The sequence below is a fragment of the Shinella sp. Sh6 genome, assembly GCF_055392685.1.
The window spans coordinates 379,344-401,353 of record NZ_AP044006.1 but is presented as its reverse complement, the minus strand read 5'-3'; the positions used below and the strand labels follow the sequence as shown (position 1 = coordinate 401,353).

Annotated in this window: 18 protein-coding genes; 17 read left to right on the top strand and 1 reads right to left on the bottom strand. The window is 65.0% G+C overall.

What is annotated here, in order from left to right:
* Positions 1–58 precede the first annotated feature (58 nt).
* The 6 genes from ACZ5TO_RS20260 (at position 59) to ACZ5TO_RS20235 (ending at position 9,191) form a co-directional block, all read left to right on the top strand.
* A complete protein-coding gene (locus tag ACZ5TO_RS20260) occupies positions 59–2,122 on the top strand; it encodes a TRAP transporter permease (RefSeq protein WP_464800445.1) in 2,064 nt (687 codons plus the stop codon).
* Positions 2,123–2,380: 258 nt separating this feature from the next.
* A complete protein-coding gene (locus ACZ5TO_RS20255) occupies positions 2,381–3,325 on the top strand; it encodes a TAXI family TRAP transporter solute-binding subunit (RefSeq protein WP_464800444.1) in 945 nt (314 codons plus the stop codon).
* Between the two features lie 78 nt (positions 3,326–3,403).
* A complete protein-coding gene (locus ACZ5TO_RS20250) occupies positions 3,404–5,521 on the top strand; it encodes a TRAP transporter permease (protein WP_464800443.1) in 2,118 nt (705 codons plus the stop codon).
* The gene (locus ACZ5TO_RS20245; protein WP_464800442.1) at positions 5,518–5,910 is read left to right on the top strand and encodes a DUF1850 domain-containing protein; all 393 of its coding nucleotides are present in this window, start codon (positions 5,518–5,520) and stop codon (positions 5,908–5,910) included. The genes ACZ5TO_RS20250 and ACZ5TO_RS20245 overlap by 4 nt, the downstream gene beginning before the upstream one ends.
* A 105-nt stretch (positions 5,911–6,015) precedes the next feature.
* The gene (locus ACZ5TO_RS20240; RefSeq protein WP_464800441.1) at positions 6,016–7,830 is read left to right on the top strand and encodes an ATP-binding protein; all 1,815 of its coding nucleotides are present in this window, start codon (positions 6,016–6,018) and stop codon (positions 7,828–7,830) included.
* Complete coding sequence (locus ACZ5TO_RS20235) at positions 7,827–9,191, top strand: sigma-54-dependent transcriptional regulator (protein WP_464800440.1); 1,365 nt, start codon at positions 7,827–7,829, stop codon at positions 9,189–9,191. Before ACZ5TO_RS20240 ends, ACZ5TO_RS20235 begins: the two co-directional genes overlap by 4 nt.
* 23 nt (positions 9,192–9,214) lie before the next feature.
* Here the strand turns inward: ACZ5TO_RS20235 and ACZ5TO_RS20230 are convergent, their stop codons facing one another.
* Entirely contained in the window at positions 9,215–10,261 is a 1,047-nt protein-coding gene (locus ACZ5TO_RS20230) for a LacI family DNA-binding transcriptional regulator (protein ID WP_464800439.1), read from the bottom strand.
* A 142-nt stretch (positions 10,262–10,403) separates the two neighbouring features.
* Between ACZ5TO_RS20230 and ACZ5TO_RS20225 the strand changes: the two genes are divergently transcribed.
* From ACZ5TO_RS20225 to ACZ5TO_RS20175, 11 genes are all read left to right on the top strand, one after another.
* The gene (locus tag ACZ5TO_RS20225) at positions 10,404–11,423 is read left to right on the top strand and encodes a TRAP transporter substrate-binding protein (protein WP_464800989.1); all 1,020 of its coding nucleotides are present in this window, start codon (positions 10,404–10,406) and stop codon (positions 11,421–11,423) included.
* Positions 11,424–11,451: 28 nt separating this feature from the next.
* On the top strand, positions 11,452–11,979 hold the full coding sequence (locus tag ACZ5TO_RS20220) for a TRAP transporter small permease (RefSeq protein ID WP_464800988.1): 528 nt from the start codon (positions 11,452–11,454) through the stop codon (positions 11,977–11,979).
* Positions 11,976–13,253, top strand: coding sequence for a TRAP transporter large permease (locus ACZ5TO_RS20215; protein WP_464800987.1), 1,278 nt, complete (start codon positions 11,976–11,978; stop codon positions 13,251–13,253). The genes ACZ5TO_RS20220 and ACZ5TO_RS20215 overlap by 4 nt, the downstream gene beginning before the upstream one ends.
* Before the next feature lie 9 nt (positions 13,254–13,262).
* On the top strand, positions 13,263–13,802 hold the full coding sequence (locus ACZ5TO_RS20210) for a VOC family protein (protein WP_464800986.1): 540 nt from the start codon (positions 13,263–13,265) through the stop codon (positions 13,800–13,802).
* Between the two features lie 2 nt (positions 13,803–13,804).
* Positions 13,805–15,079, top strand: a complete 1,275-nt coding sequence (locus tag ACZ5TO_RS20205; RefSeq protein ID WP_464800985.1) for a ribulose-bisphosphate carboxylase large subunit family protein — start codon at positions 13,805–13,807, stop codon at positions 15,077–15,079.
* Between the two features lies 1 nt (position 15,080).
* Positions 15,081–16,304, top strand: coding sequence for a four-carbon acid sugar kinase family protein (locus ACZ5TO_RS20200; protein ID WP_464800984.1), 1,224 nt, complete (start codon positions 15,081–15,083; stop codon positions 16,302–16,304).
* An 82-nt stretch (positions 16,305–16,386) separates the two neighbouring features.
* On the top strand, positions 16,387–17,421 hold the full coding sequence (gene coxB / locus ACZ5TO_RS20195) for a cytochrome c oxidase subunit II (RefSeq protein ID WP_464800983.1): 1,035 nt from the start codon (positions 16,387–16,389) through the stop codon (positions 17,419–17,421).
* Complete coding sequence (gene ctaD / locus ACZ5TO_RS20190) at positions 17,418–19,937, top strand: cytochrome c oxidase subunit I (protein WP_464800982.1); 2,520 nt, start codon at positions 17,418–17,420, stop codon at positions 19,935–19,937. The genes coxB and ctaD overlap by 4 nt, the downstream gene beginning before the upstream one ends.
* Positions 19,938–19,940: 3 nt before the next feature.
* A complete protein-coding gene (locus ACZ5TO_RS20185) occupies positions 19,941–20,321 on the top strand; it encodes a hypothetical protein (RefSeq protein WP_184146643.1) in 381 nt (126 codons plus the stop codon).
* Positions 20,318–20,929 (top strand): cytochrome c oxidase assembly protein, encoded by a 612-nt coding sequence (locus ACZ5TO_RS20180; RefSeq protein ID WP_464800981.1) that lies wholly within the window; start codon positions 20,318–20,320, stop codon positions 20,927–20,929. Before ACZ5TO_RS20185 ends, ACZ5TO_RS20180 begins: the two co-directional genes overlap by 4 nt.
* Positions 20,923–21,987 (top strand): c-type cytochrome, encoded by a 1,065-nt coding sequence (locus tag ACZ5TO_RS20175; RefSeq protein WP_464800980.1) that lies wholly within the window; start codon positions 20,923–20,925, stop codon positions 21,985–21,987. Before ACZ5TO_RS20180 ends, ACZ5TO_RS20175 begins: the two co-directional genes overlap by 7 nt.
* Positions 21,988–22,010 lie beyond the last annotated feature (23 nt).

The following is a 22,010-nucleotide window of genomic DNA, read 5'->3' as shown; positions in this document are numbered from 1 at the left end:
CGGGGCGGAAGGCGAGCTTTCCGCCTCTTCTGTCTGAAAAGTCAAAAAGGGAACCGGCATGAGCGATGGCGGCAGCGACAAGATCAAGCTTTCCGGCATGGAATTCGACGAGGAGAAGGCGCGGGAGCTGGAGGAGAAATTCGACTCCGAAATCCGCTTCCGGCCCCTGACGCCGGCTGCCGGCTGGCTCGTCGGCTTCCTGCTGGTCGCCCTGTCGCTGTTCCACTACGACACCGCCGGCTTCGGCCTCCTGCAGGAGATGCTTCACCGGGGCATCCATCTGTCGATGGTGCTGGCGCTGGTTTTCCTGGTCTTCCCCATGGTGAAGACGGGCTATGACGCCCCCGCGCAATCCAGCTTGCTGCGCCCGCTCGGCATATCCGTCTTCGACTGGCTTCTGGCGATCGCCGCCGTGGTGGTCGTGATGCATGTGCCGATGATCCCGCTCGACGATCTCGCCTTCCGCGTCGGCAACCCGACGCGGCTGGACGTGGTTCTCGGCCTCATCCTCATCGTGCTGTTGCTCGAGGCGACGCGCCGCTCCGTCGGCATTCCCCTTCCCATCATCGCCGTGATCTTCATGGCCTATGCGCTGCTCGGGCCCTATATGCCGAGCATCCTCATCCACCCTGGCGCATCCGTCGCCCAGCTCGTCGATCACCTGTACCTGACGACACAGGGCATCTACGGCATCGCCCTCGGCGTCGTCGCAACCTACGTCTTCCACTTCGTCCTTTTCGGTGTCTTCGCTACCCGCATCGGCCTTGGCCAGCTCTTCCTCGACTGCGCGGCATGGGTTGCCGGCCGCTATGCGGGCGGCCCCGCCAAGGTGTCGATCTTCGGCTCGGCGCTGTTCGGTATGATCTCCGGCTCGTCGGTCGCCAACACCGTCACCGTAGGCTCGCTGACCATCCCGGCGATGATCCGCCTCGGCTACAAGAAGCATTTCGCTGCGGCAGTGGAGGCCGCCTCCTCGACGGGCGGACAGGTGACGCCGCCGATCATGGGCGCGGCCGCCTTCCTGATGATCGAGTTCCTGGAACTACCCTATACGACCATCATCCTGGCGGCCATCGTGCCGGCCTTCATGCATTTCTTCGGCGTCTTCATGCAGGTGCATTTCGAAGCCAAGCGTACCGGCCTCAGGGGCCTCAGGCCGGACGAAATGCCCGATGTGGTCGAAGCGTTGAAGCGCGACTGGCCGACGGTCATCCCGCTCGTTGTCCTCATTGGCGTCTTGCTTTCAGGTTTCACGCCCTATCTCGCCGCCTTCTGGGGCATCACCCTGTGCATCGTCGTCGGCCTTCTCAACCCGCGGCGGCGCATGTCGGTCGCCGAGATCGTGGTTTGCCTGCGCGACGGGGCCAAATATGCGCTCGCCGTCGGCGCGGCCGCCGCCACCGTCGGCATCGTGGTGGGCATCGTCACCCTGACGGGCGTCGGCTTCAAGCTGTCCTATATCGTCACGTCGACGGCGGGGCATCTTTCGCTGCTATTCAGCACTTTCATTCCCGAGATGATCTTCTCGACGCAGGGCCTAACGCTGCTGTTCACCCTGCTGATGACCGGCGTGGTGTGCATCCTCATGGGCTGCGGCATTCCGACGACAGCCAACTACATCATCATGGTGACCATCGCGGCGCCGGCACTCGTCATGCTCGGGGTCGAGCCGATCGTCGCCCACTTCTTCGTCTTTTATTATGGGCTGCTGGCGGATATCACCCCGCCGGTGGCGCTCGCGGCCTATGCGGCGGCGGGCATGGCAGGCTCGGACCCGTTCAAGACCGGCAACACGGCCTTCCGGCTTGGCCTCGGCAAGGCGCTGGTTCCCTTCGTGTTTGTCTTCTCCCCGTCCCTGCTTCTGGTAACGAAGGACTTCAACTGGCCGGACTTCTTCCTGGCCTTCCTCGGCTGCATCCTCGGCATCACCTGCCTCGGCGCTGCGCTGTCGCGTTACCTGCTGGTTCGCACGCGCCCCTGGGAGAACGCGATGCTGGTGCTGGCCGCACTGCTCCTCGTTGCGCCGGAACTCTATTCGTCGCTGCTCGGCGTCGCCCTTTTCATACCGGTCCTGCTGCGCCATTGGCAGGCGCGCCATTCCGACGAAGCGCAACCCGCCTGAGCCTCGGCGTCGTCGGCAAGGTCAACGGCGGCTGGCGAACGAACGAGTAAGAGGATTGGCACGCGCAAACCAGGCATATTCTTGCTAGGAAGATCGAGGGTTCGGCAACATTCCGCCTAAATACCCCGCCGATTGCCAACCCCTGCACGAAAATACAATGACTTACGTTTGGCCCGGCTCTTGCTGGGTATCTGAACGGCGCGGAGGGAGAGAGCCGCGCCGGTTCACACCACGGGAGGATTTTCCATGAAGCAAATCATGCAACGTATCGCCATTACCGCGATCGCCAGCCTGTCCATCGCCCTGCCGGGCACCTCGGCAAGAGCGGACGAGTTCATCAACATCCTGACGGGGGGCACGTCCGGCGTCTATTATCCGCTCGGTGTCGCGCTGTCGAAGATCTACGGCGACAAGATCGAGGGCGTGCGCACCCAGGTTCAGGCGACCAAGGCCTCGGTCGAGAACCTCAACCTTCTGCAGCAGGGCCGCGGCGAGATCGCCTTCGCATTAGGTGACTCCGTCAAGCTCGCCTGGGAAGGCAATGCGGAAGCCGGCTTCAAGGCCCCGCTCGACAAGCTGCGCGGCATCGCGGCCATCTACCCGAACTACATCCAGATCATGGCATCCAAGGAATCGGGCATCGCCACGCTTGCCGATTTCAAGGGCAAGAGCCTTTCCGTCGGCGCACCGAAGTCGGGAACGGAACTCAATGCCCGCGCTATCCTGACGGCGGCCGGCATGAGCTATGACGACCTTGGCAAGACGGAATATCTTCCCTTCGCAGAATCCGTCGAGCTGATGAAGAACCGTCAGCTCGACGCCACGCTGCAATCGGCCGGCCTCGGCGTTTCCTCCTTCAAGGACCTCGCGACGTCGCTCGACGTGCAGATGGTGTCCGTGCCGGAAGAGATCGCCACCAAGCTTGGCGCGCCCTACATTGCGGCGACCGTTCCGGCCGGTACCTACGAGGGCCAGGACAAGGACATTCCGACCGTCGCTGTCGTCAACTTCCTCGTGACCCATTCCGACGTTTCCGACGAGACCGCCTACCAGATGACCAAGCAGCTCTTCGAGAACCTGCCGTCCATGGTCGCGGCTCACAAGGCAGCCGAACAGATCGATCTCAAGCAGGCCCTGAAGGGCATGCCGATCCCGCTGCATCCGGGCGCTGAGCGCTTCTACAAGGAAAAGGGGCTGCTCTGACGGTCAGGGGCTGTCCATGCGGCGATGGAGGATCGCCGCATGGACACCCAAAACCCAACGATCATCCGGGAGGAACCTATGCACGATACTCATGGACCGGCCGGCGATGCCGCTGCCGAGCTCAGCAAGCATGACGCGCTCGCGGGCGCTTTTCCCGCGACAACGGAAGGGCGTCTGCTTTTTGCCATCGCCTTTCTGTTCTCCATATTCCAGATCGCGACCGCCGCGCATCTGCTCGATCCGCCGAGCCAGCTTGTCCGGGCAATCCACGTCGGCTTCGTCACGGTGCTGATCTTTCCGCTGCTCGCCGCCATATCCGGCAAGAGCAAGGTCATGCGTGCCCTCGCCTGGGGCCTTTCGGTTCTCGGCGCGGCCGTCGCCTTCTATCAATGCTATGAATATGCTGATCTTCTGGTGCGCGCGGGCGATCCCCTGCCACAGGACATGGTCTTCGGGGTCATCGCTATCAGCGTCGTCTTCGCTGCCGCATGGGTGCTGATGGGGCCGGCGCTACCGATCATATCCGGTGTCTTCCTCGCTTATTGCCTTTTCGGCCAGTACCTGCCCTCGCCGCTCAATCACCGCGGCTATGCCTTTTCCCAGGTCATCGACCACATGGCCTACGGTACGGAAGGCATCTACGGCATTCCGACGCTGGTCTCCTCCAGCTACATTTTCCTCTTCATCCTGTTCGGCGCCTTCCTCGAGAAAGCGGGCATGATCCAGCTCTTCAACGACGTCTCGCTCAGCCTCGTCGGGGCGCGGCGCGGCGGCGCGGCGAAGGTGGCGATCATCTCGTCCGCGCTGATGGGTACGATTTCCGGCTCGGGCGTCGCCAATGTGGTCACCACCGGCCAGTTCACCATTCCGCTGATGAAGCGCTTCGGCTACCGCTCGGCCTTTGCCGGCGGTGTTGAGGCCACGGCCTCCATGGGCGGACAGATCATGCCGCCGGTCATGGGCGCCGTCGCCTTCATCATGGCCGAGACGCTGGGCGTGGAATATCACGAGATCGTCAAGGCCGCGGTCATTCCGGCCATCCTCTACTTCGCCTCCGCCTTCTGGATGGTGCATCTGGAGGCCGGCAAGCGCGGACTGCTCGGCCTGCCGCGCAACGAGCTGCCGTCGGCGCGAGCCGCGATCATGGAGGGCTGGTATCTGGTCCTGCCACTCGGTGCGCTTATCTGGCTGCTGTTCTCCGGCTACACGCCGCTTTTCGCCGGCACCGTCGGCCTCGGCTTCACGATGCTTCTCATTCTCGGCAGTTCCATAGCCATCGGCCTTCCCTCGATGGTCGTGCGGGCCATCTTCTGGATCGGCCTCGGCCTCGTGGCCGCCAGCTTCTTCGAGTTCGGCATCAAGGTCGTGATCCTCGCCCTGGTGGCGCTGATCATCGTCAACGCGCTGTGGAAGGGCGGCCGGGAGACGCTTGCCGTCTGCCGCGACGCGCTTGCCGAGGGCGCCAAGACCGCCCTGCCCGTGGCCATCGCCTGCGCGCTTGTCGGCATCATCATCGGCACCATGACACTGACCGGCGCGGCCAACACGTTCGGCCAGTTCATCGTCTCGGTCGGCGGCAAGAGCCTCTTCCTGTCCCTGCTCCTGACGATGGTGACGTGCCTCGTGCTCGGCATGGGCATCCCGACGATCCCGAACTACATCATCACGTCATCGATTGCGGGGCCGGCGCTTCTCGAGCTCGGCGTGCCCCTCATCGTCAGCCACATGTTCGTGTTCTATTTCGGCATTCTCGCCGACCTGACGCCGCCGGTGGCGCTCGCCTGCTTCGCCGCCGCGCCGATCGCTCGCGAAAGCGGCCTGAAGATATCCATCGAGGCCATCAAGGTCGCGGCGGCCGGCTTCGTCATCCCCTTCATGGCGGTCTATTCGCCCGCGCTCATGCTCCAGGACGGCGGGGCACTCGCTGCCTCCTTCGGCTATCCGGCCGCGGTCGCTTATATCGTCGTCAAGACGGGCTTTGCCATCGCCCTGTGGGGGGCCGCGGTGGTCGGCTTCGCCGCTGTCCGGCTCACGATCGCCGAACGGGCGCTCGCCACCATCGCCTCGTTCAGCATGCTCGCGGCGCTGCCCCTGACGGATGAAGTCGGCTTTGCCCTCGGCGCGCTCTTCGCCTTCCTCATCTGGCGCAGGGCAAAGGCGGCGGAGCCGCCGGCAACCACGCCGCGTCCGGCATGAGCATGTCGGTCTGCATCGCCGGCGGCAAGGCTATCGCCGTTGCCGCCGGCCTCTTCACCCTCAGCTGGACCCATTCGGTGGAAAAGATCGCCTGGCAGGAAAGCTGGACGGCGACGAAGGAAGGGCTGGTGCTGAAGGAGGCGCGTGTCAAGGGATCGGGCGCCGGGATGGAACCGGGCGACGGCGCGCGGCGACAGGACGGCTGGTGGGTGTGGGAGCCGCATGTCCCGCCGCTGCCGGAACTCGTGCTCGCCGCATCCGGCGCGACCGTTTCCGGCTGGACGCTTTGCGATGCGGGCGGTTGCCGGGAATTCGGCCGGAAGCGCCAGGCATCCCTCGTGCTGCGCCCCTGCACGGGCGTAGAGGCCGGAAAGGAAACCGGAGAGTGAAACCCGCGCGTGAATCGGGCCGGCCTTGCCATTCTCCTGTTCTTTCCGTCCGGAACTGGCGTTAAGGTCATGGACAAGAGGACACAAGGACGGATTGGCCCGAGAATGACGCGCACCATCGGTCGCATGACGATCGGCATGCTCATCGCAACGTGCATCGCGCCGTTCGTCGCCTACGATCTTGCGAACGGCGTGGCGGTCGGCTCGCTCGAAGGCCAGCTCCAGCGCAGCCTCGTCTTGACCAACCGGGCGATCGAGACGGAGATCGAGCGCTTTCGGTATCTGCCGAAGGTGGTCGGCGAGGATGCACGCATCCGCGCGGTGGCCGGCCCCGACCGCAGCAATGCCTCGCTTGCCGCCGCCAACCGCTATCTGGAAACCATCGTCCGGGAGGCTGGCCCCGCCGATCTCTACGTCCTGGATGCGCAAGGCATCACGCTTGCGGCAAGCAACCATGCGACGCCGGAGAGCTTCGTCGGGCATGACTACAGTTTCCGTCCCTATTTCCGCAATGCGATCCTCAAGGGCGAAGGACGCTACTATGCGATCGGCGTGACCACCGGGAAACCGGGATATTTCCTCGCCTCTAGGATCGACAGTGCGGGAAAGCCGCCCATCGTGGTCGTGGTCAAGGCGGACCTGTCGCCGCTGGAACTGGCCTGGGAAGCGGCCGGCGTGCAGACCGCCATCGCCGACCAATGGGGCATCGTCTTCCTGTCGGGCAATCCGGACTGGAAGTACCGGCCGCTCGTCCCGCTCGGGCCGGAGGCCTCGGGACGGCTTGTCGCCGAGCGCACCTATGAAGGCGCGGATCTCGCGGCGCGCCCGCCGATCCTGCCGGACGACGCAAGCCTGCCTTTGCCCGCAGCGGTAGGCCCCGCCCTCATGCTCCGCGAGGGCAAGAACCGCCTGCTTGCCCGCTTCTCAACGGTCGAGCCGGACGGCTGGCGCGTGCTGGCGGCCACCAGCACCGCCGATACCGCCAAGCTTGCCGGCTTCTGGGCGCTCGCCACGCTGATCGCCGGCCTCCTGGCAACCGGCGCCCTCTACTTCCTCCACCAGCGCGCCCAGTTCATCCGCATGCGGCTGCGGCAGGGCCAGTTGCTCGAGCGCATGGTGGCCGAGCGCACGCAGGATCTGGCTCTGGAAATCGATATGCACCGGAAAACCGAAGAGGAACTGCGCCGCACGCAGGAGGGCCTCATCCATTCGGCGAAGATGGCGGCCCTCGGGCGCATGTCGACGGCGATCGTGCATGAAGTGAGCCAGCCGCTTGCCGCGCTCGACGCGACGCTTGCAACGGCCGGCGTGCTGGCCGGCAAGCAGGCGGCAGAGGCCGCGGGCGAGCGCATCGTCGATGCGCGATCCCTCGTCAAGCGCATGCAGCGCACCGTCAAGCACCTCAAGACCTTCGCGCGCAAGGATGCCTCGGAGCTGGAGGACGTCTCCATCGACACGGTCATCGGCAACGTGGTGGACCTTGCCGCCCCACGCACGAAAACCCTCGGCGTTACGCCGCTCATCGAGGCCGAGACCCCCTCGCCCGTGGTAAGGGCCGTCGCGCTGAAGCTGGAACAGGCGATGCTCAATCTCCTGCTGAATGCGCTGGACGCGGTGGAAGAGCGCCCCGATCCGTCCATCGTCATCCGGCGCACGCAGGACGAGGCTCACGTCGCGGTGGCGATCGTCGACAACGGGTCCGGTATCGCGCCGGAACATCGCGGCCGCATCGCCGAGCCTTTCTTCACGACGAAACTGACAGGGGAAGGCCTCGGCCTCGGCCTGTCGATTGCCACGACGATCGTGCGCGAATGCGGCGGCGAGATCCGCTTTGCCGAGGCGCCAGGCGGGGGAACCTCCGCAACCATCCACGTGCCGCTCGGCAAGCGCAACACCGGCCGCCTGGAGGCGGCACAATGAGCCGCGGGCGCATCCTGCTCGTCGACGACGACCGCGACCTCCTGAAGGCCGCGGCGGACTGGCTTGCCGTCAGCGGCTTTTCGGTCGACGCGTTCCACCGACCGGAAGAGGCCTTCACGGCGGCGCTGCGCGAGGAACCGGACGTCGTGGTCACCGACGTGCGCATGCCCGGCATCGACGGGATGACGCTTCTCAACTCGCTGACCCGCCGCAGGGGTGATCTCCCGGTGGTCCTCATCACCGCCCATGGCGATGTGGGCCTTGCGGTGCAGGCAATGAAGCAGGGCGCCGAGGATTTCCTGGAAAAGCCCTATGACGCCGACCGGCTTCTCTCCGTGCTGGACAAGGCTGTCGAGAAGCGGCGGATGAAGCAGGAGATCGCGCGCCTGCAAACCCTTGTCGGCGCGCGGGAAGAGCCAGACTCCATCGTCGGCGACAGCCCGGCGATCCGGACCCTGCGCGAACGTGTGGCAACGCTCGCGGACGTGGATATCGATGTCCTGATCATCGGCGAGACGGGCACAGGCAAGGAACTGGTCGCCCAGGCACTACACCGGCTCAGCCGGCGTGCGAAAGGCCCATTCGTCGCGATCAATTGCGGCGCACTGCCGGAAACCATTTTCGAGAGCGAGGTCTTCGGACATGTGAAAGGGGCCTTCACCGGCGCCATCGCCGACCGCGAGGGCAAATTCGAGCACGCCGCGGGCGGAACTGTGTTCCTCGACGAAATCGAGTCGATGCCCCTCGGCTTGCAGGCAAAGATCCTGCGTGTATTGCAGGAGCGGGTCGTGGAACGACTCGGCGAGAACCGTCCGAGACAAGTCGACGTGCGCATCGTGGCGGCAGCCAAGAGCGACCTTTCGGCCGATATCGCCGCCGGACGCTTTCGCGAAGACCTCTTCTACAGGCTGGCAACCGTGGATATCCGCATTCCGCCGCTCCGTCAGCGGCGGGGCGACATCGGTCTCCTGTTCGGGCATTTCGCATCCCTTGCGGCGTGCCGCTACGGTCGCCCCATCCGGCCGGTCCCCGCCGAACGGATCGCGCAACTGCAACAGCAGCAATGGCGGGGAAATATCCGCGAACTCAAGGCACAGGCCGAGCGCTTCGCTCTCGGCCTCGACGAGCCCGTCGCGGCGGCAGACAATGAGCCGTTCGGGGCCGATGCACTCACCTTGCCGGAACGGATGGCGTCCTATGAGGCGCATCTCATTTCCCAGGCCTACAATCTTAGCGAAGGCAATGCGGTCCGCGCGGCCGCAAGCCTCGGCATTCCGCTGCGCACATTCAACGAGAAACTGGCCCGCCGTGGCCTGACGGACCTCCGCAAAAGACGGTCACAGGTCGATGACGACCGATAGCCGGGCGAAGGTTGCCGCTACCTCTATTTTGCCACCAGCGGAATGTTCTCGCGGAAGATGATCTCCATGCTCAACGGTGGGCATGCAAGTCCCGCCGCGTTCATTGGCGCGGACATCGAGAACTGCTCAAGCGCCCGGGCGATCACCTGATCCGGATCGGAATTGATGACGGCGTCCATCGTGCCCTCGATCAGGAAGCGGCGCGTGTCGGCGGTCAGTCCGTGTCCGATGAAGACCACGCTGTCGCCCTTGCCGCGTTCGCGCAGAGCCCGCGCGATCCCATCCGACGAGCCGCCGACATTGTAGATGCCGACAAGATCGGGGTTCTGGTCGATCAGCGACAATGTGTGCCGATAGTTCTCGTTGCGGTCGTCGTGGCCCTCGCGCATTCCTACCACGCGCAAGCGGGGATAGGTCTCTTCGAGAAGGCCGAGGAAGCCGAGTTCGCGTTCCGAATGGGTGCGATATGTGCGGCTGCCGGCGACCAGCGCCACGCTGCCCTCGCGCGAACCGCAGAACCGGCCGAGCAGATAGGCCGCCGTGCGGCCGGCCGCGTGATTGTCCAGGCCGACATAGGCCTCGCGGGCCGGATGGATCATGTCGGAGACGATGGTGACCAGACGGGTTCCCGCCGCGCTCACCTCCTCGGCCGCCTCGCGCACCAGCGGATGATCGATCGCCATGAAGGCGATGCCGTCGGCCCATTTGGAATGGAGCCGTAGCGCCGCCGCTATGGCCGCGGCGTTGAAGCTCTCGATGAAGAAGCATCGCACGGGGCTTGCATCGCGGCGGCCGGTCTCCGCCACGTCCCGGACCTTCTCGCCCAGCAGCTTGAGGTAGGGATTGCCGCCCATCGGCAGCAGGAAGGCGACATGGGCGGGACGCGGGGCGGAAAGGAGGTCGCGCTCCTCCCCGCTGAGATAGCCGAGGCCCACCGCAGCAGCCAGAACCCGCTCCACCGTGCGCGCCTTCACCCCCTTGCGGCGGTTCATCACGCGGTCGACCGTTGCCAGCGAAACGCGCGCGGCGGCGGCGACATCGTTCAGGGATGGATTTCCCGACCTGACCACATTCACCTCAAATCACCTCAATTTTTGCTGTTTGACCTGAGGCTTTCCGTTTCTTACCGTATTGTCAAGAGGAGGAGATTATCCGGCATCCGTGTGGGGCGATCGCGGGATGATCACATCAATTTCACTCAGGGAGGATCTCATGAACCGCAAGTCATTCGACATTACACGCCGCGGCGTGATGGGCCTCGGCCTTGGCGCCGGCGTGGCCCTGTTCGCACCGGCCATCGTGCGCGCGGAACCCGTTTCGCTGCGCTATGGCCACAACAACGAGCCGGCAAGCGTCGCCGGCGCCCAGGCGGACTGGTTCGCCGAGGCAGTCGGCAAGCATTCGAACGGCGACGTCAAGGTCGAGGTCTTTCCCTCCTCGCAGCTCGGCAAGCTCCAGGAACTGGCCGAGGCAGTCTCGCTCGGCACCATCGCCTTCTCGCACAACACTGCCGGCGGCATCGGCTCTCTCTACGAGCCCTTCGCCGCGCTGGATACGCCCTATCTCTACCGCGACATCGATCACCTGATGAAGGTGATGGACATCAATTCGCCGGTCATGCAGGAGCTCAACGAGGGCCTGATCCAGGCGGCGAACTGCCGCGTCATCTACGCCCACTATTTCGGCCGCCGGAATCTCACCTGCAACAAGGAGGTCAAGACGCCCGCCGACCTCGCCGGCATGAAGATCCGCGCCGTTCCGTTCCCGATCTATCAGGCCGCCGTCGAGGGGATGGGCGCGGCGCCCGTTCCGGTCGACTGGTCGGAAGTGCCGACCGCCCTTGCGACCGGCGTCGTCAACGGCCAGGAGAACCCGGTCAACGTCATCCTCAACGTCAAGCTCTATGAAGTGCAGTCGCACCTCATGCTGACGGGCCACATGTCGAATGCCGAAGTCGTCGTGATGAACGAGGATGCATGGCAGGGCCTGTCGGACGCCCAGAAGGACGCCGTCGCGAAGGCCTCGCTCGACATCCGCGACCGCGCCACCAAGGCGATCGAGGACAACGAGGAAAAGGACACCCAGGCGCTGCGCGACAAGGGCATGAAGGTGATCGGCCCTGCAGAAGGCCTCGATGTCGATGCCTTCCGCGCCTCGGTCGGCAAGGTCGTCGAGGAACGTTTCGGCGAGAAGTTCGGCGCGCTCTACGAGAAGATCAAGGCGATCGCCTGATCCTCATCCGGCCCGAAAGGACAATCAGATGATGAACGAAACGGCAGGCATGCCGGGCGGCAGGTTATTGGCGACCATATCCAGAGCTTGCCTCAATCTCGGCATCCTCCTGCTCGCCATGATGAGCATACTCATCGTTGCTCAGGTCCTGGGCCGGAACCTCTTCGACCTCGGCATGCCCTGGGCGGACGAGCTTTCACGCTTCTGCGGCGTGGCGCTCGTCTTCCTCGGCGTGCCGCTGCTGGCACTGCGCGGCAGCCATGTCGCCGTCGACATGGTGCCGACCATGCTGCCGCCCGCCGGCCGGCGGGCCTGCGCCCTGATTGTCGAGATCATGGTCCTTGCCTTCGGCGCAATCTCCGTGTGGTCGATCTACGCCTTCCTGTCGCGCGCCTGGAAGTTCGCCACGCCCACCCTTGGCATTCCGAACTGGGTCTACTACACGCCGGCGGCGATCGCACTGGCGCTACTCACGATCATCACCGTCGCCCGGATAGCAGCCTTGCTGCGCGGCGCCGACCTGTCACACGACGAGCCCGGGGTTTCGCCGTCATGAGCCTGCTCCTCATCGCCCTCTTCGCCGCCGCGCTTATCGTGGGCGCGCCGATCGCGGTCGCGCTCGGCCTATCGTCTGCGATCACGATCCTCGCCTACGGACTACCGATCCATGTGCTCGCACAGCGTGGCGTCAACGCGCTCGACTCAACGCCGCTGCTGGCGGTGCCGCTGTTCATCCTGGCCGCGAGCCTGCTGAGCTCGATCGGCGTGACACAACACATCTTCGACCTGATCCGCATGCTGGTCGGGCGCATCCGCGGCTCCTTCGCCCAGGTGGCCATCCTCGTGAGCCTTATCTTCTCCGGCGTTTCCGGAGCGGCACTGGCCGACATCGGCGCTCTCGGCAGGATCCAGATCGACGAGATGGTCCGCCAAGGCTACAAGAAGAACTTCGCGGCAGGCCTGACCATCGCCGCGGCGACGATCGGCCCGATCTTCCCGCCATCCATTCCGATCATCATCTATGCCAGCGTTACCAACGTCTCGGCGGTTCAACTGCTTATCGCCGGCGTCGTTCCCGCGATCCTGATCACCCTGTTCCTCATGCTTCAGGTCGCCGTAATGGCGCGCCTTTACGACCTGCCCCGCGACACCGTGAAGCCGACGGTGCGTGAGGTCGCCGCAAAGGCCGTGATCTCCTTCCCCGCGCTGCTTGCGCCGCTTATCCTGATCGGCGGCCTGCTCAGCGGCTATTTCGGCCCGACGGAAGTCGCCGGCGTGACCGTCGCCTATGCGCTCCTCATCGGAGCCTTCATCTACCGTTCGCTCACGCTGAAGGCGATCCTGGACGGTTTGAGGGAGACGGTCGAGGCGACCGCGAGCATCCTCTTCATCGTCTCGACGGCTGCCGTGTTCGCCTGGGTGCTGACGCTCGACCAGGTGCCTGCAAAGGCCGGCGCCCTGCTGCTCGGCCTTTCCGACAGCCCCTTCGTGCTGCTGCTGCTGGTCAACCTGCTGCTGCTGATCGTCGGGATGTTCCTGGAATCGATTGCCGCCATCCTCATCATCGCGCCGATCGTCGCGCCCACCCTGCACGCGGCGGGCGTCGATCCGCTCCAGCTCGGCATTGTCTTCGTGCTCAACCTGATGATTGGCCTGCTGACGCCGCCGGTGGGCATGAGCCTCTACATGGTGTCGATCATTGCCAGGATGCCGGTTCATTCGGTCGTGCGCGGCGCCCTGCCCTTCTTCATCCCGCTGATCCTGTCGCTGCTTGTGGTCACGGTCGTACCCGCGGTGTCCACCTGGCTGCCGCATCTCATTTCTCAATAGGACACTTCCATGAGCAAGTTTCTCGGGCCAATCCGCCAGCTCGGCTACGTCGTCGACGACATCGAAGCGGCAATGAAGCACTGGTACGACGTGATGGGTGTCGGTCCCTGGTACTACAATCCACGCGTGCCGATCGAGGATTACCGCTACGACGGCAAGGCCTACGACGTGCATAATTCGGTGGCGCTGGCCAATAGCGGTTATGTCCAGGTCGAGCTGATCCAGTGCCGCAACGATGCGCCGTCGATGTATCGCGACTTCCGACAGGCGGGCCATCGCGGGCTTCAGCATGTCGCCTACTGGACGCAGCAATACGACGCAGACCTCGCGGCTATGGAAGCCGAAGGCTTCAAGGTCAGGATGAGCGGCAAGGTGGGAGAGAACGGCCGCTTCTGCTATTTCGACCGTGAGGCCCATCCGGGCACGGTGATCGAGCTCTCCGAGGTCATGGGGCCGAAGGGCCGCATGTTCGACCTCATTCGTGCGGCATCGGAAGGTTGGGACGGCAATGACCCCGTCAGGCCCTTCCCCGACCTGTCGGTGATCTGAGCATGAGCGCCGAACGCATAGAGGCGTCCTACCTGATCGAGACGCCGCTCGATCCGCGCAGGATCGCCGACATCATGGCCGGCGAACAGTCGAGCGGCACCTTCGTGCGCGTCGCCAATGAGACCGACGAACTGCGCGAGCGCGCCGCCGCCGAGGTCCTTTCCGTCGAGGAGTTGGAGCCTGCCCAAGCGCCTAGCCTTACAAGCGCCTATCTCGAGCGCAAGGCCATCGGCGGGCCCTGGCGGCGCGCGCATGTGCGCGTCGCCTTCCCCGTGGCGAATATCGGCGCCAACCTGCCGACGCTCGCGGCGACCGTTTCCGGCAACCTCTACGATCTCGGCGAAGTCACCGGCCTGAGGCTCATCGACGTCGCGCTGCCGCAGGCCTATCGCAACCGCTTCGAGCAGCCCGCCATGGGCGTTGCCGGAACGCGCCGCACAACCGGTGTCCATGACCGGCCGCTGTTCGGCACGATCATCAAGCCCAATGTCGGCATGCGCTCGCACGAGATCGCCGATGTCGTGGAGCTTCTCTGTGAGGCCGGCATCGACTTCATCAAGGACGACGAGGTCTGCGCCAATCCAGACCATGCCCCGATTGCCGAGCGCGTGCCGGCCGTGATGGCCAAGGTCCGGGAGCACCGGGACAGGACCGGCAAGCATGTGATGGTGGCCTTCAACATCACCGACGAGACCGACGCGATGCGCCGCCATGCCGATCTGGTCGAGCAGGAAGGCGGTTCCTGCGTCATGGCAAGCCTCAACTGGTGCGGCCTATCCGGGATGCAGACATTGCGCCGCGCGACAGGGCTGGCCGTCCACGGCCACCGCAACGGCTACGGCGCCCTCGCCCGCCACCCGGCGCTTGGCATCGGCTTCGACGCCTATCAGGCGCTCTACCGGCTTGCCGGCGTCGACCATATGCACGTCCACGGCATCGGCGGAAAATTCTCCGACGCGGCGAAAGAGGTGAAAGCCGCGGCGCGCCGCTGCCTTCAGCCGCTGGCGGCCGACGCTTCCGGCGACGGCGATATCGTCATGCCGGCGTTTTCGTCCGGCCAGTGGGCCGGCACCTTGCCGGTGACGCTCGATGCGGCGGGCTCCGCCGACTTCATGTTCATGGCGGGCGGCGGCATTCTCGCCCATCCCGACGGCCCGGCTGCCGGCGTCCGTAGCCTGCGCCAGGCCTGGGACGCCATCTGCCTCGGCCAAACCCTTGAAAGCGCCTCATCTTCGCAGAGCGAACTTGCGGCCGCCCTGCGATTCTTCGGTTCCTAGAATGGCGCGGATCGTGTTCATCGGCGACGACTTCACGGGCGCGTCGGACACGCTGGCGACGCTTTCGGAGCGCGGCGCGAAGGCGCGCCTGTTCCTGGACATGCCGAAGGCCGAGGAGACCGCAGGCCTCGACGCCGTTGGAATAGCGACCGATCTCAGAGCCCGGTCGCCCGAGGACATTGCCACGCGGCTGGGTGCGATGGCGCCTGCCCTGCGCGCGCTTTCACCACGGTTCGTGCACTACAAGATCTGCTCGACGTTCGATTCGGCGCCGCAGACCGGTAGCATCGGCGCTGCCGTGAAGACGCTTGAAGCGACGCTTGCCCCGTCACGCACGATCGTGGTCGGCGGTCAGCCGAGTCTCGGACGCTACTGCCTCTTCGGGACGCTCTTCGCGCGCGCGCCGGACGGTGAGGTGTATCGGATCGACCGGCACCCCATCATGAGCCGTCACCCGGTCACGCCGATGGACGAGGCGGACTTGCGGGTTCACCTGGCCAGACAAGGCGTGGAAGGTCTTTCCCTGACGGGCCGCAAGACGTTGGACACCGCCCTGAAAACGGGCCGAACCCTGATCGACGCAATCGAACAGCCGGATATCGATCGCCTCGGGAAACGGCTGGCGGAAATCGACGATCAAGAAGGACCACTACTCCTTGTCGGCGCCAGCAGCGCGGCCGAAGCGCTTTTTCCCGGGGATCCCTTGACGGAACCGAACACGGCCTCGGCTGTGTGGGAACGCGGCCCGATCCTCGCCGTAGCCGGCAGCCGCTCGTCGGCGACGGCGGTTCAGGTAGCGGCCGCCGACAGCTATGAACGTCTCGCGCTCCGGCGGGAGGACCTCAGCCGTCAGGAAGAGCTCGCAAGCCGATGCGCCGGCCGGATCGAAGCCGGTGCGAACGTGATGATCCACCTGAGGCCGAATCTCGACTATGGCCGGACTCCGGCCGCACTGTCCGATTGGCTGGCCCGGCTGACCGGGTCGATCCTGTGCCGGTGCAGCGTCGCCGGCATCGCGGTCGCCGGCGGCGACACGTCCAGCGTGCTCGTGAAACAACTCGGGTTCAGAAGTCTTTCATTCATCGAGCGCGCAGGCCCGGGCGTCGCCGTCTGCCGGGGACATGCAACCGGGAGCCCATTCGACGAAACCGTCCTCCTGCTGAAAGGCGGACAGGTCGGTGCGACCGACCTGTTCGAGCGCTTTGCGGCGCGATTTCCCCGGTAGCTCCGCGGACGGACAGACCGACAACCTTGGCTGAGGCACGGCTGCCTCGCGGCAGGATCGCCATTGCCATTCCGACCCACCCTTGCCGATCCGCAAAATCGGGCCATATCGCTTCAGGAGGTTCACCGGAGCGAAAGCAATTTTCCGTCGCGCGCTACCCATCCTGCTGATCCCGTTGAGCGGCTGTTCCGGCGTTCAGTCGGCGCTCGCCCCCGCGGGTGAAGAGGCGGTCGCGATCTACCGGCTCCTTCTCCTCATGGTCGTCGGCGGCACGCTGATCTGGCTTGCGGTCATGGGATTGCTTCTTCACGCCGCAAGGCGGCGGAGCGCCCGATGGACCGCGCAAGAGGCCGGCCGGTTGATCCTCTTCGGCGGCGTCGCCTTTCCTGTCGTCGTACTGCTCGCCCTGCTTGCCTACGCCGTCTGGCTGATGCCGGCGATCCGGCCCTGGTTCGCGCGACAGGCAACGAAACCGGAAATGATTGAGGTGACGGGCGAACAATTCTGGTGGCGCATCCGCTATCCGGCGGGCGGCGGCATGCCTGCCTTCGAGACGGCAAACGAGATGCGCCTTCCCGTGGGGGAGCGTGTCACCTTCTCGCTCGAGGCTGCCGATGTCATCCACTCCTTCTGGATCCCTGCGCTCGGCGGAAAGATGGATATGATCCCCGGGCGCACGAATACGCTGTCGCTTCTGCCGACGAAAACGGGCGTCTTCCGCGCGCCCTGCGCGGAATTCTGCGGCACCGCCCATGCGCTGATGGCCTTTTCCGTGATCGTCATGGAGCCCGCCGATTACTCGGCTTGGCGGCGCGCACAGACCGCCGGCAACAGGTCGGGCGGGAGCGAAGGGGAACGGCTCTTCGCACATCACGGCTGTGCGGGCTGTCACGGCATAAGAGGCTTGACGCCGCCCGCGAGCCTGGGACCGGACCTCACATTTTTCGGCCAACGCCAGACGGTCGGGGCCGGCACCCTTGCCAATACGCGCGAAAACGTAACCCGCTTCATCCGCAATCCCGCTGCCGTGAAGCCCGGTGCGAAGATGCCGGCCTTCGACATGCTGCCGGACGAGGACATTGCCGACATCGCCGAATATCTCGTGGGGCTCGAATGACCGACGCGGCCCGACCCGAACCTTCGACGGAAGAACGCAAGTCTCAGGAAGCCGAGCTTCGTGCGGTCTGGCGAACGCCGTCCGGCTGGCGCTACTGGACCTCCGTCAACAACACCGAGATCGGCCTGTGGTATGGCGGGGCCGCCTTCTTCTTCATGCTGTTTGCCGGCGTGCTCGCCCTTCTGGTGCGCGTGCAGCTTGCCGTGCCCGATAACGACTTTCTCTCCGCGGAAACATTCAACCAGGCCTTCACCCTGCACGGCACCGTCATGATGTTCCTCTTCGCCGTGCCGATCTTCGAGGCGGTGGCGATCTTCCTCCTGCCTTCCATGCTCGGCGCGCGGGAACTGCCCTTCCCTCGCCTTTCCGCCTTCGGCTTCTGGAGCTTCACCCTCGGAGGCGTCTTCGTCTGCGGCTCCATTTTCTTCGGCGCGGCACCCAATACCGGCTGGTTCATGTATCCGCCACTCGCCACCGACAAGGAATATTCCGGCATCGGCGCCGACATCTGGCTTCTCGGGCTTTCCTTCATCGAGGTTGCCTCCATCGCTGCGGCCGTCGAGCTGATCGTCGGCATCATGAAGTGCCGCGCACCCGGCATGCGCGTCAACATGATGCCGCTCTTCGCCTGGTATCTCCTCATCGTCGCCGGCATGATCCTCTTCGCGTTCCCGCCGCTGATTGCCGGCGACATTCTCTTCGAGATGGAGCGGATGTTCGACTGGCCGTTCTTCGACGCGGCGCGCGGCGGCGATCCGCTGCTCTGGCAGCACCTGTTCTGGATCTTCGGCCATCCTGAGGTCTATATCATCTTCCTGCCGGCCATTGCGCTCATGGCGATGATCGTGCCGACCTTCGCGCAACGTCCCATCGTCGGCTATTCCTGGATCGTGCTCGCCGCCGTCGGCACCGGCTTCCTGAGTTTCGGCCTGTGGGTGCACCACATGTTCACGACGGGCCTGCCGCAGATATCGCTCGCCTTCTTCTCCGCCGCGTCGGAGGCGGTGGCAATCCCGACCGGCGTGCAGATCTTCGTCTTCATCGCCACCATGCTCGCCGGCCGCGTGATCTTTTCCGTGCCGATGCTGTTCGGCGCGGGCGGCCTTGCGATCTTCATCATCGGCGGGCTGACGGGCGTCATGGTCGCGCTGGTCCCTTTCGACTGGCAGGCGCACGATACCTATTTCATCGTCGCCCACCTCCATTACGTGCTGATCGGCGGCATGCTCTTCCCGGTCGTCGCCGGCATCTATTATTACTATCCGCTGCTCAACGCGCGAAAGCTCTCCGACCGGCTCGGCAAGGCCGCCTTCTGGCTGATGTTCGTCGGCTTCAACGTCGCCTTCTTTCCGATGCATCTCGCCGGGCTGCGCGGCATGCCGCGGCGGGTCTTCACCTATCCCGCCGGGGTCGGCTGGGACTGGTTCAATCTGATCTCGACGATCGGCGCCTTCGTCTTCGCCAGCGGTGTCGCCGTGGTGGTGATCGACGTGCTGAGGCCGAAGCTCCGGCAACCCAAGGGCGAGCAGAACCCGTGGAATGCCGGCACTCTGGAATGGATCAGCGAGCCGGAGGAAAAGTGGGGTGTTCGCTCCATCCCCATCATCACGAGCCGCTATCCGATCTGGGACCAGCCCGGCATCAACGACGATATCAAGGCGGGCCGCTACTATCTGCCCGATGCGAAGGACGGCGCGCGCGAAACGCTCGTCACCTCGGTGCTCGATGCAGAGCCTGTCCAGTGCCTGCGCGTCGGCGGCACCTCCGTCCTCACCATCGTCGCCGCCTTTTCGCTCGGCGGCGTCTTCATCGCGCTCACCTTCCACTGGTGGATCACGACGGCGATCTGCGCGGTGGTCACCCTTGCCGCCATCGTTGCCTGGCTCTGGACGGGCACCGCCGCCATTCCCAGGGAAGAGATGCGCGATGTCGGGCTGGGAAAGACCTTGCCGCTTTACATGTCCGGCCCGCAATCGGTCGGCTGGTGGGCCATGTTCATCACCATGGCCGGCGACGGCACCGCCTATGCCAGCCTGATGTTCGGCTACTTCTTCTACTGGACCATCCACGACGATTTCACGGCCGGCCATGCCGGGCCCGGCATGCTCTGGCCGCTCGTTGCCGCCGGCCTCTTCACGCTGGCCTGGCTGGCCATGCTGCTGGCGCGCTGGGTCAACGGCAAAGACCGGCCGGGCCTCACGCGTCTTTCGCTCCTCGTTTCCCTGTTCCTGACGCTTGCGGCGGGTTGCTCTGGCCTTGCCGGCCCCTATCTCACCGGCATGGAACCGACAGCGCACGTCTATCCGGCTATCGTCTGGGTCGTTGCGCTCTGGACGGTGGTGCATGGCGGCGTCGGCATCGTCATGCAGCTCTATTGCCTGGCGGGTAGCCTTGCCGGACGGATGGACGCCCGCCATGACATCGACCTCCGCAATGTCGTACTCTACTGGCATTTCCTAGTCGTCACGGCGGTCACGTCCTTCAGCGTCCTCGGCCTCTTTCCGGTGTTGAGGTGATCCGTGCGCCTGATTCCCAAGGAGATCGAGAGCCTCTGGACCCTCTTCACGGCACCGACCATCTGGGCATTGCATTTCCTCGTCTGCTACATCACCGCCGCCATCTACTGCGCGAAGGCGGGCGCAGCCCCCTTCTCCTTCGAGGCGATGCGCCTTGCGCTGGGGACGGTCACCGTGGCCGCCCTTGCCGGCATCGCGCTCTCCGCCTTTCTCGCCTGGCGGCAGTGGGGCTTCGGGTCCGGCGATCCGCCGCACGACGAGCCGACCCGGAAAGACCGCATGCTCTTCCAGGGATTTGCAACGCTGCTCCTCTCCGGCCTCAGCTTCGTAGCGGTGCTCTTCGTCTCCGTGCCGCTCGTGTTCATCGGGACGTGCCAGCCATGAAGAGGATCGCACGCATCCTCGGTTTCATCCTTCTCGCGGTGCTCGGCGCGACGCTACTTGGCGGTTTCGGCGGTGGCTCGTTCGGCCTCCATATGATCGTCCATATGGGGATCGTCGCGGTCGTCGCTCCGCTACTCGCTTATGGCGTGCGCGGCACGCGGTTCGATCTGCCTGCGGGCGCGGCCCGGATAAGCCCGATGCTCGCCTCGCTCGTCGAGCTCGTTATCGTCTGGTTCTGGCATTTCCCCGCATTTAGAAAGATCGCCGATGCCAGCCTTGCCGTTTCCCTCCTCGAACAGGCGAGCTTCCTGGTCGCAGGCGTCATTCTCTGGCATGCCTGCTTCCGGCCGGGCGATGGGCGCCTGGCCGGCACGATCGGCCTTCTGTTCACATCCATGCACGTGACGCTTCTCGGCGTGCTGCTCGCCCTCGCCCCGCGTCCGCTCTATCGCGTAGGCGATGTTACCTGTTTTGGCATTCTCCTTCCCGCGGCCGCGGATCAGCAGATCGGCGGCGTGGTGATGCTGATGGTCGGCGCGCTAGCCTATCTTCTTGGGGGCATCGTTCTGTTGGCCGGCTTGCTTAGGGAGGACGAAGCGCGATGCTGATCGGCTGGAAGCATATTGCCGGCCTCGTAGTCGCCGTCGCGCTGGCGGCCTTCCTGATCGCCTGGTCCGGCGTCATCGGCATCGGCGCGAGCACGGGCCACTGGAAAGTGACGGACTGGTTTCTGCACTGGGTCATGCGCTCCTCGGTACGCACCGCCGCGCTTGGCAGGAAGGTGCCGGAGTTCACACAGGATATGCTGGCGATGGCCGCCGGCCATTTCGAGGCCGGCTGCGTGCCTTGCCATGGCTCGCCCGCCCTGGAACGACCGGAGAGTGTCGGCAGGATGCTGCCTCCACCACCCGATCTGAAGGACAAGGTGGCGTCCTGGGCAGATACCGAACTCTTCCAGATCGTGCAGCATGGCGTGCGCTTTACCGGCATGCCTGCCTGGCCGGTCGCAAACCGCGAGGACGAGGTCTGGGCCATGGTCGCGTTCCTGCGCCGATACCCCGACCTGGATGCCGGGAGCTATCGTGCGCTGGCGGGTTACGCGGCCACGCAATCGGCGGAAACAGACCGAGTGCTTGAGACCTGCAACGGCTGCCATAGGCCGGATCGTCTTCGCGCCGGAAGCCTCATCCCAAATCTGGCGGGACAGTCATCGACCTATCTCGAGCAGGCGCTCGCGGCCTACGCGAAAGGAACCCGACCGAGCGGCATCATGGCCGTGGCGATTGAAGGATTGAGCGAGGCGGAGCGCAATATCCTCGCACGGCATTTCGCGAGCCTGCCGCCGACCGTCCTGCAACCGGCGGCGCGGGACAGCTTGATACGGCGCGGCGAGGCGCTCGCCCTGAAGGGAGACGCCGAGCGGCGCATCCCGGCCTGCCTCTCCTGTCACGACAGGAGGGACGCAAATCCGGCTTACCCGCGCCTTTCCGGTCAAGCTGAAGCCTATCTCGCCAATCAAATGCGGCTCTTCGTCAGGAAGGCACGCGGCGGGGGCCCGTTCAGGGAACTGATGACGCGGGCGGCCGCCAATCTCGAAGAGGAGGACATCGCGGCGCTGGCCGCTTATTTCTCCGCGAGCGGGATGCGTGCGCCGGCCCTGCGATAAAGCTCAGGACCGAGCACGAATGC